At 57.5% G+C, this 17,157-nt stretch carries 15 protein-coding genes; 4 read left to right on the forward strand and 11 right to left on the reverse strand.

The genetic code is table 11. The annotated features are described in order from the left end of the window. Positions 1-123: 123 nt before the first annotated feature. Positions 124-5,610, reverse strand: coding sequence for an ATP-binding sensor histidine kinase (locus tag FA94_RS06365; protein ID WP_035547966.1), 5,487 nt, complete (start codon positions 5,608-5,610; stop codon positions 124-126). Between the two features lie 549 nt (positions 5,611-6,159). On the opposite strand from FA94_RS06365, the gene FA94_RS39090 reads away from it, so the two are divergent. Next, a complete protein-coding gene (locus tag FA94_RS39090) occupies positions 6,160-6,501 on the forward strand; it encodes a transposase domain-containing protein (protein WP_051980403.1) in 342 nt (113 codons plus the stop codon). A gap of 168 nt (positions 6,502-6,669) precedes the next feature. Here the strand turns inward: FA94_RS39090 and FA94_RS37200 are convergent, their stop codons facing one another. The 9 genes from FA94_RS37200 to FA94_RS06405 all read right to left on the reverse strand — a co-directional run bounded on the left by FA94_RS37200 (position 6,670) and on the right by FA94_RS06405 (position 11,967). Next, on the reverse strand, positions 6,670-7,179 hold the full coding sequence (locus FA94_RS37200; RefSeq protein ID WP_051980405.1) for a phage integrase family protein: 510 nt from the start codon (positions 7,177-7,179) through the stop codon (positions 6,670-6,672). 6 nt (positions 7,180-7,185) lie between these two features. Next, positions 7,186-7,719, reverse strand: a complete 534-nt coding sequence (locus FA94_RS06375; RefSeq protein WP_035547967.1) for a hypothetical protein — start codon at positions 7,717-7,719, stop codon at positions 7,186-7,188. A 369-nt stretch (positions 7,720-8,088) separates the two neighbouring features. Continuing rightward, on the reverse strand, positions 8,089-8,355 hold the full coding sequence (locus FA94_RS06380) for a hypothetical protein (protein ID WP_035547971.1): 267 nt from the start codon (positions 8,353-8,355) through the stop codon (positions 8,089-8,091). Between the two features lie 34 nt (positions 8,356-8,389). Continuing rightward, positions 8,390-8,701 (reverse strand): Rap1a family protein, encoded by a 312-nt coding sequence (locus FA94_RS06385; RefSeq protein WP_035547974.1) that lies wholly within the window; start codon positions 8,699-8,701, stop codon positions 8,390-8,392. A gap of 127 nt (positions 8,702-8,828) precedes the next feature. Further along, a complete protein-coding gene (locus FA94_RS39860) occupies positions 8,829-9,023 on the reverse strand; it encodes a hypothetical protein (RefSeq protein ID WP_081935738.1) in 195 nt (64 codons plus the stop codon). Further along, on the reverse strand, positions 8,951-9,727 hold the full coding sequence (locus tag FA94_RS06390; RefSeq protein WP_035547977.1) for a hypothetical protein: 777 nt from the start codon (positions 9,725-9,727) through the stop codon (positions 8,951-8,953). Before FA94_RS06390 ends, FA94_RS39860 begins: the two co-directional genes overlap by 73 nt. A gap of 9 nt (positions 9,728-9,736) precedes the next feature. Next, the gene (locus FA94_RS06395; protein ID WP_035547980.1) at positions 9,737-10,129 is read right to left on the reverse strand and encodes a hypothetical protein; all 393 of its coding nucleotides are present in this window, start codon (positions 10,127-10,129) and stop codon (positions 9,737-9,739) included. A 443-nt stretch (positions 10,130-10,572) separates the two neighbouring features. Further along, positions 10,573-11,331 carry a hypothetical protein gene (locus tag FA94_RS06400; protein ID WP_197070180.1) on the reverse strand — a complete coding sequence of 253 codons (759 nt, stop codon included), beginning with the start codon at positions 11,329-11,331 and terminating at the stop codon, positions 10,573-10,575. Between the two features lie 63 nt (positions 11,332-11,394). Continuing rightward, positions 11,395-11,967, reverse strand: a complete 573-nt coding sequence (locus FA94_RS06405; RefSeq protein WP_035547984.1) for a hypothetical protein — start codon at positions 11,965-11,967, stop codon at positions 11,395-11,397. 532 nt (positions 11,968-12,499) lie between these two features. Here FA94_RS06405 and FA94_RS06410 point away from each other — a divergent pair. From FA94_RS06410 to FA94_RS06420, 3 genes are all read left to right on the forward strand, one after another. Further along, a complete protein-coding gene (locus FA94_RS06410) occupies positions 12,500-12,844 on the forward strand; it encodes an H-NS histone family protein (RefSeq protein ID WP_035547987.1) in 345 nt (114 codons plus the stop codon). A gap of 542 nt (positions 12,845-13,386) precedes the next feature. Further along, positions 13,387-14,007 carry a hypothetical protein gene (locus FA94_RS38530; RefSeq protein WP_156126552.1) on the forward strand — a complete coding sequence of 207 codons (621 nt, stop codon included), beginning with the start codon at positions 13,387-13,389 and terminating at the stop codon, positions 14,005-14,007. A 438-nt stretch (positions 14,008-14,445) separates the two neighbouring features. Further along, positions 14,446-15,345 carry an inovirus-type Gp2 protein gene (locus tag FA94_RS06420; RefSeq protein WP_156126554.1) on the forward strand — a complete coding sequence of 300 codons (900 nt, stop codon included), beginning with the start codon at positions 14,446-14,448 and terminating at the stop codon, positions 15,343-15,345. Positions 15,346-15,817: 472 nt separating this feature from the next. Here FA94_RS06420 and FA94_RS39380 read toward each other — a convergent pair whose 3' ends face one another. Continuing rightward, positions 15,818-16,786, reverse strand: coding sequence for a helix-turn-helix transcriptional regulator (locus FA94_RS39380; RefSeq protein WP_231584860.1), 969 nt, complete (start codon positions 16,784-16,786; stop codon positions 15,818-15,820). Positions 16,787-17,157: the final 371 nt, after the last annotated feature.

Genomic DNA, 17,157 nt, shown 5'->3' on the forward strand with positions numbered 1-17,157 from the left:
TGGGTCGCTCTTCAGCCCGATGCGAACCAGTTCTGAATATGAAGCTAGATTGCACAGCCCGTGCATGGTAGGAGTTATTTGCAACAGCGCTTACCAGCGAGCGATCCGATAGCTATGCAATTACTAGTTACCGCCTGCAATTGTAGCGGGCAACGTGAACTGAAAAATCGCGCCCCGCCCCGGAGCACCGGCGACCCATAATTGGCCGCCATGCGACTCGACAATCGAACGGCTGATACGAAGTCCCATGCCAGTTCCGTGGGGTTTAGTCGTAAAGAATGGGTCGAAAATCTGGTCCGCGAAATGCGACGGAACGCCAATGCCGGTATCGCTGACAGACACCAGAATCTGCCCGTCTTCTGTCCACCGTGACCCGACGACCATCTCCCGTATTCCATTGACGTCCTTCATCGCTTCGATGCCGTTGACGATCAGATTCAGGGCAACCTGTTGCAATTGCACGCGATCGCCGACAATCCGGGGAAGATTGGCTGCCAGTCCTATGCGGACCGATATGTTGTATCGAACGGCCTCGCCACGCAAAAGATCAACGGTCTCACGAATAGTCTCGCTGACATCGAAGACCTCCCGGCTCAGGGTGCCCTTCTCGAATTGCGCACGGATCCTGCTCATGATCTGAGCCGCGCGTTCTCCGTCCTTTACCATTCTGGTCGCAGCCGCGCGCGCCTCATCGAGATCCGGCTTATCCCGATCAAGCCATCGCAGGCAGGCGTTTGCGTAAGTGATAGCGGCAGTAATCGGTTGATTGATTTCATGAGCGAGGGAAACCGTAAGCTCTCCCATGGTTGTCACCCGGTTGACACGCGTTAGATCAATCAGTGCCTCGCGCAAAGCCTCCTCCGCCCGCTTGTTTTCCGTGACATCACGAATGGCTCCGACAAAGTCAAGCTTGCCGGTATTGACTGCGCGTCCAGTCGCGTGGACGTGCTTGATTCTTCCGTCCGGCATGACGAAGCGATGTTCACTGTCAAAATCCTTCTTCTCGCTGATCGCTTCTTCCAGAAGCCGTCGGACCGATTCGCGGTCGGCGGGATGGATTCGTTGCAATGCAAGCTCCGCGGAGGCTTGGACACCCTTGTCATATTCAAGCATGTTGTAGCCCTCCTCCGACCAATAATACTCTCCGCTGGCAACGCACCAGCCGAAGGAACCGGTATGGCTGATCCTTTGCCCTTGAGAAAGGAAAGCTTCGCTGCGCTGCAGGTCCGTATAGAGCGCGGCGTTCTCCAGTGAAATGGCGGCTTGTGAAGCCAACAACTGCAAGAGTGCGACGCGATTCGAGGTGAAAACGCCCGACGTCAGGTCATTCTCCAAATAGAGTGCGCCACCAAGCTTCGCATGTTTGAGAATGGGTAGGCAGAGTACAGAACGCGAGTGGTTCCGCCGCACATATTCGTCCCTTGAGTACACAATGTCGGCCGAGGCATCGTCGATGAGCACGTGCTCCTGCGTCCGGATGACGTACTGCAGCACGGTTTGAGGAAGATCAAACGTTCCGATGGCTGCTCGTCGAGTCGAAACCTCGATTCTGCCCGAGCCACTAATAGCCTCCGCTTCAATACGCGGTTCCCCATCCGACAAGATCAGCAGACCCCGTTCGGCGCCTGCCTGTTCGATTGCCGTGCGCATGATCATCTCGATCAGCTTTTCCAGGTGGATCTCGCCTGAAACGGCCTGCACAACCTTGATCACGGTCGCGAGCTCGATGTGCTCGATTGGCGCTGCCATCGTATTGGTTGGTACGGGCGCCATCTCTTGGGTCCGCAGGTACGGGCACTGTTCCTCGAGTTGACGCACCTTTGCGTTGGCGCCCCAACGCACATAGCCATAGCAGGCGTTCTGCATATACATACGCGCAATGCTCCCCAGCCCGCGGGCTGCATAGAAGCGGGACGCGAGTTCGCTGGCCAGTGCCTCGACCTGCGCGAAGCCGCTTTCCTGTGCCGAGCGGATGGCCCGTTCGTAGAGCATCTCTGCATCGACTACGCGGCCCTCGATGCGGGCGATCTCCGCACCGACCAGCGCGCTATGGCTTGCGAAGTTCTCCGGACAGAGTTCTGCCCAGACGCGCAACTGGTTGTGGTGGGCAGTCAGTGCGTCCAAGTGCTGCGGGAGATCGCCGGCCGGGAGGGAGTCGCATCGGGCAGACCGTGCCAGCGCGGCATAGAGGTAATATTCGGCGTCTTCGTTGAACGAGTATGAGGTCCACAGGAGCGCTTGTGCCTTTGAGGCAGCAGCCGTGGCCGCCTCATACTTGCCCGCGAGATAGCGCGCCTGCAGTTTCCGGACCCAGTACCAGCACGCGGCGGTCGACAGGGACGGTTTGGACAGAAGGTGTTCGGAGTGAGCTTCATTGCACTGCCCGACCTCAAGGCAGCCGAACACCGGCGTCAAGCCGCGAAGCGTCCGGATCAGTGCAAGCTGCACTTCGATACAGTGAATGACCAGCCCGAATCGCACTTTCCTGGCGTACGCGAGGCCGGATTCGGCTTCTCGCTGCACATCGGCTAGTGACTCGCCGATGAAAAGCAGGGTCGAGGTCAGGTGGTTGCGCGCGAACACGCCGTACGTCAGGTCGCCGGTCCGGCTCAAAGCGTCCAGAATGTGGCGGAACTGGTCACGGCAAGTCCGCGCAGGTTGCAGCCAGCGTGTGACATAAAGTGCGCGAGCGTGGTAAGTGCGGGCTGCGTACCGTTCGAGGCCGCGCCGTTCGACGAGTTGGCAGCCGAGCTGGCTAAATCGAAATCCGGCCTCGTAGTCGCCGAAAAGCCTGCCGGCGATCCTGGGCAAATAAGCGTAGGCCACGCATGAGGCATCGCCATTCCCATGCTCAAGGCTAAGACTGACCGCCTTGCAGATTGCCAGGCCCGCGAACTGCCCATCGATGACCAACGCAGCTGCGAAGAGCTTGGTTAGAACCTCGACGGTGGCAATGGCCACCGCGTCCTGCATAGGCGGCAGGTCGATGAGTCCTTCGATCGTCCGGTCCCCAAGCAGGGACCCGATACGCTCGTATTCGCTTTGCACCGCCATCTCATCCGGATGGGGTGACCACGCGATGCCCACACGACGAAGGAAGGCGAGGCCGACTGTGATTGCCTGGTCACACTGGTCGCTGACGATGTGGACATCCATCTGCCTGCATGCAACCTGGGCACGCTCGGGCGTGGTCGCAGCACACTTCGACAGCCGCGACAGCCGCGCTTCGGCGGCGGGCAGTTGTCCCGTGAGGAATTCGCATTCGGCCCGGTTCAACTCCAGCGTAAAGAGCAAGTCATGCTGCCGCTGCCAGCAATCGTCGCTCAGTAGCCCCACACCCGTGGCGAAATAGGCGAGCGCCGAGGCATAGGCGCTCGATGCCTTGGCGCGCTGTCCAGCGAGCAGATTGAGTTCGGCCAGGTGGTCGCGTTCGTCCCGTTCGGTGATCAGCACGGCGCCGCGATTGAGCTGCCCCACGATCTCGAAGATTGCTTCCTCGCGCTTTTCCTCGGGCGTATGCGCGACGAGCAGCCGGCCGATCCGCAGATGGGCATCGGCGCGCGATGCCTGCGGGATGAGTGAATAGGCGGCTTCGTGGATCCGGTCGTGAACGAACGCGTAAGCGTCCTCCGCCCGCACGGCCAGTTCCTGGCGAACCGCCTCCCACAACGCCGCATGAACCCGCGCCCCCTGCATGCCGAGCACGGCCGACAGGGTCGCGATGCCCGCGACGTTCCCGAGGCAGGCAAGCTGCTGCAGCGCGTGCTGCGTCGCGGCCGGCAGGCGGGTCAGCTTGCCGGCCATCAGGTCCGCGACGTTGTCGGTGTAACCCTTGGCATGGATGCCTTCGGTGTCCCAGCGCCACTGGCGCACGTCGTGATCGAACGTCAGAAGATTGCCTTCGGCCAGCGCCTGAAGGAACTGGATCACGAAGAACGGATTGCCGCCCGTTCGGTCGCGCACGAGGCGCGCCAGGGGCTCGATCGACTCGGGCGCACAGCGTAGCGCGTCCGCTATCAGATGTGCGATGTGCGCCCGCGTCAGTGACGCGAGCCGGATTTCCTCCACCTTCGCGCCTGCATTGCTGACCGCCTGAAGCCTGGCGGTCAGCGGATGGGCGGCGTCGACCTCGTTGTCGCGGTAAGCGCCGATCAGCATCAGGTAGCGCAGGTCCGGGTGGGTCAGCAGATCCGCGAGCAGGTCCAGTGTCGCTGCATCGAGCCACTGCAGGTCGTCGAGAAAAAGTGCAAGCGGATGGTCGGCCTGGGCGAATACGCCGATGAAGCGCCGGAACACATGCAAAAAGCGCTGTTTCGCCTGCTGTGGCTCGAGTTCCGGGACGAGGGGCGGTTCGCCGACGATGAGCTTCAGTTCTGGGATCAGGTCGCTCAAGAGCGCGACATTGGGCGAAAGCGCCTCCAGTAATGCGGCGCGCCAGCCTGCCAGCTCGGTGTCGGACTTGCCAAGCAACATGCGCACCAAGCCTTGGAATGCCTGAACCAGCGTGGCGTAGGGGATATCCCGCTTGTACTGGTCGAATTTGCCGGACGCGAAGAGTCCCCGCGGGGGCACCAGCACCTTGTGCAGTTCATTGACGACCGATGATTTGCCAATGCCAGAATACCCGGAGACGAGCACCAGTTCCGGCACGCCACACTCGACGATCCGATCAAATGCGGCGATCAGAGTGTCGACCTCGCGCTCCCGCCCGTACAACTTCTCAGGAATCAACAGGCGGCCAGGCGCGTCGTCTTCGCCTAGTGGGAAGGCCTTGACGTGGCAGCGCTGCCAGCCGGTCAGACACTGCCTCAGATCACGCTCAACACCTGCTGCAGTCTGGTAGCGTTCCTCGGCCGTCTTGGCGAGCAGCTTCGTGACGATATCCGAGATCACAGCGGGGACGGTCTGCACCCGCGCGCTGGGTGGCACCGGTCTTCGGGCGATATGGCAGTGCACCCATTCCATCGGGTCGGTGGCGGTAAACGGCAGCACGCCCGTCAGCATCTGATAGAGCGTGACGCCTAGCGCGTAGAGATCGCTGCGCGAATCGATCGAGCGATTCATCCGGCCGGTCTGCTCGGGCGCCATATACGCGAGCGTACCAGTGAGGGTCTCGGGCGGCTCGGGTGCCTGTCGCTCGCGCGGCAGGCGCGAGGCGAGGCCGAATCCGGTAAGCCGCGCGAGTCCGTCGGCGCAGTTCACCAGGATATGGGCTGGCTTGAGATCCTTATGAACGAGGCCGCTCTGGTGAAGCTTGCCCAGCGCTGCGACGATAGGCACGGCAAGCCGCAAAAAGAGTCCCGTCTCCATGGGGGCGCCAAGCAGCCGCGCGAGCGGCTCGCCACCTGGGTCCTCGAACAACAGGACAGTACGGCCACGTTCGCGCACCAACTCCAGCGGCAGCACCGCCCACGCGCTATCGAGTTCGTGCCTCAGGCCAAACTCGTAAGTGATGCGATCCAGGCTGGCGGTTGGTGGATGTTCGGCGGCGAGCCGCGCAAGCAGAACGTTGTCGCAGCCGGCCCCGCTTGCGCGTCGCTCCCGACAGAAGACACGCTCGCCATCGTCCCACAAGATCTGGAGCCTGTCATCCGCCGCCGCCCGAACCATAGGTACACCCTCATCTGCCGCACGCTGTCATCAGCCCGCACTCGGCCACTAAGCTGGACTTAACATTCGCCCACAAAATCTGGACAAGGCACGCCTGGCGACGCGAGTGATAACACGGCGCTGCCGCGATTACCAATCGCGGCAGCAGCATCCATTCGTTAGAATACGCCTTGGGCGCCCGCAGTGCCAACTGGATTGGCACGACGGATGCAGCGGGAGCGGAGTTCGCGCCACGCGAGCTGTCATCTGAAATCGGGAAGGCCATTGGGGCCGCGACATCCACGGCGGCGAAGATACCGGGCTAAGCCCAATACTGTTAACAAAGTCGAATTTGTGTTAACTTTCAAGCGCCTGCAACGACAAGAAGAGCTTGAAGATGGCAAGAACGGAAGCAACGCTGCCCGGTGGTGCGAGGCTCGCGGACTATCTGGCGGTGGGGTATCTGGCGCTGAACTGCTCGCTGGGCGAGGTCAAGGAGGCGCTCGTGAAGTGCGCCGTGCATACGCGGCTACGCCGCGATATGCCGCGGGAAGTGCTGGTGTATTTCGGATGGCGATGTGCCTGTATCCGCGCGTGGCCTATGAGGAAGTGTTTCGGCTGGAGATCGAGGGGCTGCGGCGCATCTACGGCGACCAGGTACGCGATGCGCAGGTCAGCAAGGCGGCGATCTCGCAGGGGCGCGCACGCCTGGGCTGGCAGGTGATGCGCGAGCTGTTCGCCCGGCAGGCAGCGCAACGCCCACGAACTGCAGGCGGCGACTATGCGGGCTACCGGGTCATGAGCGTGGACGGCTCACGCTGGATGTGCCTGATGAGAAGGTCAATGCGGAGGCGTTCGGTTATGCGCGGGGCGGGCGCGGTGAGGCCGCGTATCCGCAGATTCGCTTTGTAGCGCTGGCCGAATGTGCAACGCACGCGCTGTGTGAGGTCCAGATGGGCGGGCTATGCAATGACAGCGAACAGGCGCTCACACGCCAGTTGCTTCCGGCATTCTCGGACGACATGCTGGTGCTGGCCGATCGCCTGTTCTATGGCTATGACATGTGGCGCGACGCGGTGGCTACCGGAGCGAAGCTACTGTGGCGCGTGAAGTCGAATTTGCGCCCACGCGCGGAATCGAGCGCCACCAGCTGCCGCCGCGCCGATTGCAAAACGCAACCAAGTCCCCGATCGTCGCAATCCCCTCCCCCTTCAAGCGCGAGGCGATGCGCGGGCGAAACCACCTTCCAATTGAATGGCTCGCCGCGGGCGACGCAGCCGCGAGTGCTGCCGCTTCGGTGACCATCCGGAACGTCACTGTGGTGAGCTTTGGCTCGCCATGCTTCTTGATGGACGCACGCAAGTGTTCCGCCAACGCGGGCGACCCCTGCTCGATCGCCACCTTCACCAGTCCGTCGAGCAGGGTTCGCAGATGCCGGTCCATCGCCGAGGGCGTCGCGGTGAAACTGTCTTCATCGACGTCGTAATAGGTGCGCGCGATGATCGCCGGCGCCACTCGCTGCACGTACGCTCGCACCGCCGCGAGATCCTTGGCGGTGTAGCCGTAGGTCAGCGTGAGGACTTCACTCATTGGGAATTACTCACGCGGGCCGCCCTTGGATTTGGACCCGCCTGGTGGCCGGGGCCGAAATCCCGCTAGTACGTCGTTGGCTTCAGCGAGGAACGCGTCAGGAAAAGCCAGCGTGATTTGCGTGAACGCCGCGCGCGTCGCGCCGAGCATCGTGGCCAGTTGGACATCGGACGCGGACTCGCCCCACAAGACGCGCTGCACCAGCGCAATGCCACCGTGCCGGGCGACCAGGCGCAGTGCATAGCCAAGCGACGCATTGGTCAGCATCTCGGCGCCATAGGTGTCGGCGAGCGCGGTGAGGATCGCGAGCTCCACGCGATCCGGTCGACGGGGCACTTTGCCATGCCGGGTCGCACGCGCAGTGACATCATCGGCCAGGTCACCGATCAGGCGGCTGGCCGAATCCAGTGCGCGGATGCCCGTCGCCTCCCCTGCCCGGAAGGCCGAGATCGCGTCATCCAGGCGCAGCACGATGCGCGCGGTCTCCGGGCTGAGCGGAGCGGCCTTATCGGATGGCGGGTCGGACTGGGGTTGTGGCATGGGCGGGCGGGCCAAAAGTGACCCTCAAATGGGAATCGTCGTATTTTAGCTCTCAAATGCAGTCCCGATAATACGAGTTAGAAGGTTTGTATCGCTCTAAATCATTGATTTATAGCACTGTTTTTATACCCCTACCCGTATTTGGCCGCCATCCCCAGTGCGTAATGTGCCGTCAACAGTCGTTAGTTTCTCTTCGGCTTTTGGTTTTTCGATTGGCCTCGCGCAGAGAAACAAGGAACTTTGAGCAGCCGGCGATTCGCAAGCATTAAAACAGTCGACAATTAATCCGAATGGCCCTAGTCGACCCTGTATAGACCTTCGTCCTTGGCTGAAGCGGTCGCTCAAACGTCCTGCTGCTGGGAGAGGTGATTACGCTGGAACGAAGTAAGGATGCGCGCCGTCGGGGAACTGATCCCACTCGATTTCGTTGGTGTATTCCGCGCACTTCACAAACAACGAATCTGTGTCGTGTGCATTCAAAATCTCCAGCGCAGCTTCGGGCGCATGTTGCCCAGGGAAAGTATGCTCAATTACATAAGCCTCGTAATCTCCTTTCGCGACCACCACTCGGCCGATGCTCCAACGGAATGCGGCCAACGGATATGAAGGTATTTCGCGCACATGAATTCTCGCCATATCGGTTCTCCATCTCCAGTCTCAATTTTGCGAATCACTTGGCAGGTTGGCCGGGCGGCGTTCGGGCAATTCCGCACGTTTCTTTCAATGCAGTGAGCGCTAGCATGTTCATGGGCTCCTGCCAGTACTTCGGGTTGTCGCGAAGGTACTTGTCTAAGATTGCCACTACCTGCTTGTTGGTCATCCCATGTATGCATCCATTCAGCATGTCGAGATTGCTGTCCGAGCCCGTGAGTACAGACGAAACCAGCAATCCGTCAACCAGTCCCTCCGCGTACCCAGAACGTTCGGCAACCGAAAGGTCGTTGTAGCCGTTGCCTGTCTGGAAGCCGCTGTAGAACGCCAATCCGCCCGCATTTGCATTCGAGGCGATCAGCCCCGAGATGATATCAACGTGTGTCTAAATCGCATATTCGATTTTCCTTGGTGTTGGTCTTTTCTCACGTTGCACTTCTCATGCGACCGTCAGTTCCTCATACGCGGACGATTCCGGTACCTGGGGCTCTTAGTATCCTGAGCCATTCGGTCACTTTGTCCGCATTAACTTCCTTGATCGGGTATCCGCGGACATTCACCACTTCACGAGCGCCAACGCTCAATTCAGCCGAGGTAATAAGGACGCCATATTTCGCACCATTGTACGTAACGTCGGCTGCAAGACCTTTGATGGTAACTTTGTCAACTTTCTCCTTTTGGCGTTTGTCTTCAGGCGATCAAAAGCTGTGTTAATCGCGAACTGCTGCATCAGGCTCATTTTCTGCGATGCATCTTCCGGCCAGTGTCCTGCGTTGGTTCTGGCGGGATGCAAGGCGCGAATGATTTCGTCGCGACCGGCATCGCTATAGAGATCAATCCGCTGGGCGGCGTCGCCCGGTGTCAGGTATGCGCGTAGCGTCGCGGGAATGTCACCGTCGTGAACCGACGCCATGCACCGTTCAATATCCTCGACAAAAAAGCTGTTCAGGATATCTACCGTCGGTTCTTCCGTCGCATCATCAATAGCCTCATCGTCGGCGTCGCTCCCAGACGTATATTGCGTTGCGAGTGACTGCGCATCGGGCAGCGACTTCTCACCGGTGATGGCCGCGGGGGTAAGCTTCGCCTGTTTGTCGTTCTCTTTTTCTCTCGTAAGTATCTCGAGCAGTGCGATGGACGATTGCGATGGCAATGTACAACCGGCCCAGTCCACGAGCACAGCATACAAAGACATGATCTCTTCACCGGTCAGCGGCGAAGGCTGCGCATCGTCATGCTCGCTTGAGCGTCGCCTCAGACGCTCGGTTTTGTAGTTGAACAGGCGCTCCGAAAGATCCTTTTGCGCGATACTAAACGCTTCTGAAGTGAGCGCCAGCAGTCCTTTTTGTCTTGCCATGCCAATCGGTCACGGCACGGTCGAAACTGAAAGCGGGTCGAACTCGGACTGGCCGTGCGCGTCGAAAACAATTCTCGCGATACATGACTGCCCATCGAGCGCCGTGCGTTCGGCGTCTTCCGTTGAATCGGTCGCCTCCTTCGCGCGGAGCTCTCCAGCAAAATCCGCGATGCCCTGCATCTCAAAAATGCCGAGATAGAGCTTGAATCCAGTCAACTCGCGGTCGTCGGGAATAACGGCCTGCCATGGCGATGGAGCACCTGCGCAAAGGTTATCTAGTGTGAGCCATTTCAGGTCCCGCTCGTCCACTTGGTCAAATACCTGCTTCAGGTCGAATGGAATGAAGAATTCGACCTTGTGCCAGAAATCGAGGACATCGTGAAGTGAGTTGGCTTGCGTCATGAACTCGTTCGTCTGCTTCCAATGGGTGACTCTCCATCATAGCCGGTTAGTAACGGTTCGCTTTGTTCGATGGCAGCGCCACGACGTCAATGTCGTATACGAACTGCGACGGTCATCAGAGCGCGACACTCGATAAGAATTGCCCTGAACGAAATCGAATCTCGATATTTCAATCAGGTATTCGACCACTCGACTGACATGATTGAAGCAATGGGCATCAGCGGCATCACGTGCGCACGCATGAATCCTGAGAAAGCCATGACCCCATTCAAAGGACGACCACCGTACACAGCAGCAAAGCCCGATAGAACCCCGTATCGGGCCACTAACGGGCTTCCAATATGACATCCAGGACCCACCGCATGACGAATCCATTCGAATACCTTACAGAGCCTGTTATGCACCCTCCAAGGAATCGCTTCACCTAATACGTCATTGCTTCGCTAGACAACAGCAAAGCCCCAAGGAATGTCGTCGGCGTCACCTTTGCCAATTGACGGAGCAACCACGCCGATCCCATTTGGTTGGATACCAGAATCCGTTGTATGAGACGGCAGATGCTCACGCGTGCCCTTCGAGAGACGCCCCATACTTTCCTCGAAGTCTGCTACTGGCGTCGCCTTCAAACGGGGGATCGGTACTCCGGTCTTACTACGCTTTCTGCCCTTTCTTTTCGCTTCAATCTTCGGTGGGTGACTGACCCAGAATGAGCGGTGAGCATCGGGCTTAACCATCTTCATGTAGAAATCCGGTTTCGTGATGTAGGGGACGACCTGATTTTCGAGAGCGCGGAGCTTTTCCTCATTGTCGTATCTCACGGACCCGATACCGGGCTTCACATACTTCGAACGAAAGCAGTTATAGCTGCCGCCTTTGCCGCGTGTGATCCGGCTATTCCAGTGATTGCAGATCATCTCGGTAATGACGGCGTGCTGGCCCACGACATCGCCATTGAGGATAACCAGAACATGAAAATGAAAGCCTTTATCTAGGCCGTACTCCAGTTTGATTCCAAAGCCCATGCCCTTGCTGGCACCCGCAGGCAGCATCTTGCTCAAGTCACGCTTGAGAAAGCGCCTCAGTGCCCTTCTATGGTTTCTCACATCCTCATAAGTGATCGCCTGCTCACCGGACGTCTCAGGATCGCAATAGTGCTTTGCGTAGCCGAGATCAAAGCGTAAGACCGAGAGATGATGATTCACGTTCAGGCAGGCGAGCACCAGAGACCACAGCGTGTCCTTATTCTCAGCAGGCTGCCTCTCGAGTCAGTCTATCCAGTCCCGGAAAGCTGGGCTATTGCCCTTTCTCCGAATCTCGTTGATGACATCATTCAAAGGCTGCACGTACTCGGTAAGCCTCACCGTGCTACTTTGTCTCCAGTCGGACGCGCCCAGCCATTCATCCTTAGCCGTCGTTGCAAATGACGCACGGCCATTCGTGAACGCCACTTCACGCATGACAGCCTGATGGAAGAGTCCGAAGTAACGGTTGAACTGCCCGATAGCCGGGTACCTGTCCAGTATGCGATCCAGATCCATCTTCAGACACTGCAGGAAGCACTCGCCGAGCTTACCCATCTCGAGTCTGGAGGTCAGCGGCTTGAGTCGGCGATCCACACTTACGTCTTCCAGATGAAAGAGACGATACTTTGAACGGATGATCGCCTTGACGCATTCGGTGATGTGATGCACGTCACTGGCGACAGTGCCTTCGCCAGAGCCGTAGGTGGACACGACGTTGTCGTCGATCAGGTCAAAGTGAAGTGTCTCGAATGGTCTAGACTCGAATGACTCTTCGCTAGTATGTCTGTTACTGTTCAATAAGTTTGTGGTCTTCATATCCGTCTCGATCAGTGATTAGTCGTGGCCCTCGTCGATCCCGTAGATCGACTTGAGCACCATGTGGAGCAGGCACGATGAGAACGTGAGCGCTACTCCTCGAATCATTCCAATGAGATGTAAAAAAGTACGGTAACTTGAGCAGAAGGACTGTTTATACTTGAGTGACCTACCTATTGATGGATGTCTGGTCAAGACTGTCGAAGAGGACGCTGTGGTATCGAGAGGGATGACGATTCGAACAGTTATGCAAAGAGGTCAGGAACACAGGTACGCTAAGTTGACCGTATAATATTAGAATATTGAATAAAGACAACAACGTTAGATCCGGAATTCATCGTCACTGAAAGATTCCATTTATCGAGAAGCCTGAATCAGAAACGGCTTTCCCATGCACGCTTTCTTCCTACCCGGTCTCGTCAAGTTAGCGTCCTGCGCTGTGAGATAAGGGTGCTTGCCGAGGCAATGTATCTTCTGATAACGTCTACCACTCGCAGTGATCCAATTTAAATCCAGAAAGGGGAAAGCATCAATGTCCAAGCTGAACGCAATCGACGAAGAAAGGGCAAAGCTCAATGAACAGCTGGCCGAGTTGGAAAGGCGGGAAGCGGCAATTCTGGAAGAAGAAAGGCCTGCAGCCATCACCCGGATAAACGCCGACATAGCGCGCTACAAGATCAAAGCTCAGGACCTCAGATTCGAGTCAGAGGGACACGGGACGCCAAAGCAATCTAAAGTTCCGACAAAAAAGCAGCAGGCACCCGCGAAGTACAAGAACCCGAACGGCGATGAGACATGGTCCGGCCGCGGCACACCTCCGAAGTGGATGCCTAAAGACAAAACCGAGTGGGATAAACTCGGAGTCTCCAAAGCCTGAGCCGTGCACAAGGGGACGGCTTTCCGTGGCCGGATTCCCCGCGATCCCGTCCATACGCGTACGCTCGCAATCCGGCCGCTCCTGCCGGCACCCGTTGCGAGCCATAGCCCCCTTCTCCATGCCGCCACCCGAGACGGAGACTTGATTGGGCCATACGACAAAGGCTTTCGACGGGAAGGGCCGCGCGAAAGCTCGGCACGCATTCCAACGGAACTGATAATGGCCCCATCGGTGACGGGACAGGATCCGAGACCCACGCGGAGTGCCCCAACGACCGGCTATACCCTTGCCTGGCGGAGCACGCCGTGCACTCCGCTAGGTACGTACGAAGCATCAGATCTCAGCTACACTTTAAGAATGGCCTGGACTGTCCCATTTGGTAGAGCAACCCTTGTCATACCGTCGATCTAGCGATCTGAAGAACCAACCCGACTTCATATAAAGAATCAACACCTACACTCAATAACAGATTCTTGACGTCACAAATTCGCTAATCTAGCATGATGAAAATCAGATATTGATTAGGTATAAAACCAGTAATCGTGAAGTCAATAACAGAACGTGATCTGAAGTTTGCTCGCCGTGCCCGCAGCCTGCGCCGACTCACATTGCATGCCGATGGCGGCGCTTTCGAGTTGCGCGTGAGCACGGCGGGCGAAGAAGATCTGACACTTGTGACGATGCGCAAAGCAGACGGCGCCTCGGTTCCCCGCCGCTTCGATAGTCCGGTTGCCGCCTTGGCGCTGCTGTTCAAACTTGGCATTCACGAAGTCAATGTCAATCTCGAGCATTGGCAGCCAAAGGAGAAAGACTCAGCCCGGCGCCGGCCAGATAGCGCTGCGCTGATGAAGGAAGCGCATGAAGCACTCGCCGAGAAGAAGCGGAATAAGCCCGATACGTCAGAAAGCACGACAGTAGTCCCGCCTCCTCAGGACGAAGGAGGGACGATTAACACCGCACAAGCTTCGGGCGATGAGAATGTAAAGCCATCTGCGGGGGATGAAAAGCCTTCACCGATCCCTCGAAAGACAGGCATTCATCAAGTGGAGATCCGTACCATGAAAGGGTACGTTCGGCGAGATGTCACTCAGCCGCACGTTGATTCAGGCGACGCTCCAGGCCGAGATAAAAGCACTATAAATGGCGATGAGCATACGTCATGACTTCGACCTTTTATGCTTTTTCGATCAAACAATGCAATGGCAAATAAGTCCCACCTGTCACGACTCATCGCTGAGTATTGGCGCCGAAGACGCGTCGCAATCCGGCTCGATCGCTTTGGTCTGGTGAGTCGTGCATCGCTTTTTTTTGCCCACAGCCTGGATGCGCAGATACTTCCTCAGAATGAGACGTTCCTTGTACTGTCGCAACTACCTGAGATAGTTGAACTCGTGCGAGGACTTGGGAAAACCCAAGGCCCCCTTCTCGCGGTCGCCCCTACGAAGCTTGCTGCCCAAATGGGGGTCTCGAGAACGCCAGGTTCCTTAATTAAAGCCGTACGTACTGAGTCCGACGAGGAAATAGGTTTGTACGACTGCACAGGAGAGTTCCATTACGGGACACTATTGAGGCGTTGCCTTCAGGCCAAGCTGGAAGTCGTCATGAAGTACCTTCCCCATCATGCATTCCATCCGGCTTTGGAGATCATCGAGCGACGCTTTCGGCACCTGCTGCGTTATCGCGAAGATATATTGGCCGATCAGATTCAAGGCCAGCTCCACACGTATGCAAACGAAGTCAATCAGGCAGTCGAAGGCATCCGGGCCGATTTGCTTCATGCCAGCTTCCGGAAAGCGTCCAGTGAATTCATCCGGGCAAGCAATGAGAATTTCCGTACCTTGCACGCCTATGTCGCCACGCTATTCAGCAAATGCACGACTCTTTGGGTAATTCGCCTGGATCTTGGCTACACTAGCGTCCAGAATTACGAGACGGTCAAAAAGCATCGGGAAAGCTTTCTCCGCTACCTTCGACAGAACACATCCATCGGGCAACCGTTTGGCCTTTCATGGAAACTCGAATTTAGTCACAAGGGTTCCTGGCGGCATCATTTTTTGCTCTTTTTCAAGCCCGTGCCGACTACAACCGCTGAACAGATCGGCAATCAGCTGGGAGAGCATTGGCTTTCTACGACCCGGAATGCTCAAACCGGGCGCAGTGATGGCGCCTTTCTCAATTGCAATACCATCAATCGCCGCGCGTCCCTGTCCTTAGCGGTGCGGCGATTTGGCACAGGCACCGTCACGTGTAAGCAGCTAGGTCCAGGTCGCGGCATCATCAGCGCGATCCAGTACATGACCCAGCTGGACTATTACGTCAAGCTGCGTCCAAAGAAAGGAATGAAAACGTTCTTCGGCGGAAACAAGAAGGCGGCTGAAGAAAAGAAACCTGCCGTGCGTCGGACGAGGAAACCGCGCGTTACTTTACGGGACCAGCTTTCCAAGGTAGAGGAAGCGCACCAAGCCATGCCACGCTACTACCAGGGCGAAGCTGATGAATAACAGCCCTTGGCCTACCTGTCGAAGGGTATCCCCGCCTTTACGATCTGATCAACAGCATCGGGCATTCGTGACCATTTGCGCCTCAGTAGCTTGGGCGAGGTCGCCCGCCGGAACAATAGTTGACCTAACTCTGTGCAAGGCGAGCCACAGACGCATTTGCGCTGCGCGCCGAAATCCGGTATGCCAATCTGATTCACACAGTGGGCAAATTCCGCCTGACCTGGACCGATCAGTCGTCAATCTGGTTACCGTTGAGCAGCCGCTTTACCGCCTCAGCCGGCCAGAGCAACCGTCGACTCGGAAGCTTGGTCGGTCGCACGCCGTGATAGCTTCCTGTTTGCGAATAACGCTTCCTGACCGATTGTGGGTCGACCGCCAAGGCGGTGGCGAATTCTGGAAACAGCCGACAATGCTCGGCAACTCGCTCAAATGAAGATACGCCCCGCGTCGCGGGAAACGTGCCGGGCCCCATTCATTTCTTCGTTGCCGACAAATGCTGCTGAATCCATGCATCGACTGCTATCCGCGAATAGCGGACGGTACGCTCGCCAAGCGGGATTTTCGGCGGAAAATTACCGTCGTAATACTTCGATGACGGCTTCATCTTTTCATGCAGCATCGAGACACTGATGCCCGTCCGCTCGCTGACTTCCTTAATGTCCAGCAACGGACCAGATGGAATCGCCGCCGGTTGTGAAATTCCCACCGCTTGATCAACCAGCACTTGTTCCGGCGCATCATGGAGGACTGGGCTGCCCGCTGGCAAACCTGATCGTGAGGATCGGTTGTGCCCCGGACTTCCAGCTTCAGCGGGCACGGTCAATTCTCCTCCGGGGCTGTGGATGTCACGATTAGCTGTCTGAGGAGAAGACGGCGCCGACGACTCCGCAGCCGTGGAGCCGATGCCACAGTAATCAAGATACTTCTGCGCATCCTGACGCGGAATCGAGGTTCCGATAGTCAACTCGATCGCCGGCACGTGCTTTCTTCGAAACGCCTTGATTCGATCCGTGTCGAGCCAATGCTGAAGGACTTGTAGATGTTCACCCGAAGCCTGCCATCGGAGGCCAATCAGCCTGTCGTACTCTCGCAGATACCGTGACTCCGTCAGCAGCACGGGTTCCCAGCTTGGCCCATCTGGCAGCGCACGATAGGCTTTCAGAAACGCGTCTACAACATCGTCGGAATAAGGGATTCGGAGCTCCGGCAAATCCGGCAAAACGCGCAGGAGATATCGCCGATCATCGTCAGTCAGATGCTGCTCGACAAACTGTACATCCCCAATGCCAGCAACGCCCAGAACAGTCGGCTTCTTCGCGACGACGCATTCGATGCCGGTTGCCTTCGGATTCAAGTCGGGCACAACAGCCTTACCAATCTCCCGGATGAGTGTCCAACAATCAATTACTTCATCCGGCGGCAGTTCGACACGGGCTGGCACTCAGGTACACTCCAAGCGTATGGAAGCTAATGGCAACATATCGACCGGCACGCTGCCGATCCAAATAACAATATACCGCCTTCTGACACTGGCGCCGATAGTCTTGCTCTCAGGCCGGCCTACTTCCTAAATCACACCCGTGTCCAGCAGCTAACCCCGACATAGCGGATCATCGAATCGCCGTAATCCTTAACGCAAAAGGATCTCGGACTCAAATGTGGTTACCGCCGAAGCTTGGAACATCCCCCCTTCGCAAGCTAGAGATTTCGTTGGCACTTTTGTTGGTATATTTTTTTCATGCCCAGATAAGATCCTTTTAAAATATAGGGTTCGGACTGCTATTCCAGTCCGGCCCTGGCACCAAATCGAAT

Source organism: Burkholderia sp. 9120 (assembly GCF_000745015.1).
Lineage (GTDB): Bacteria > Pseudomonadota > Gammaproteobacteria > Burkholderiales > Burkholderiaceae > Paraburkholderia.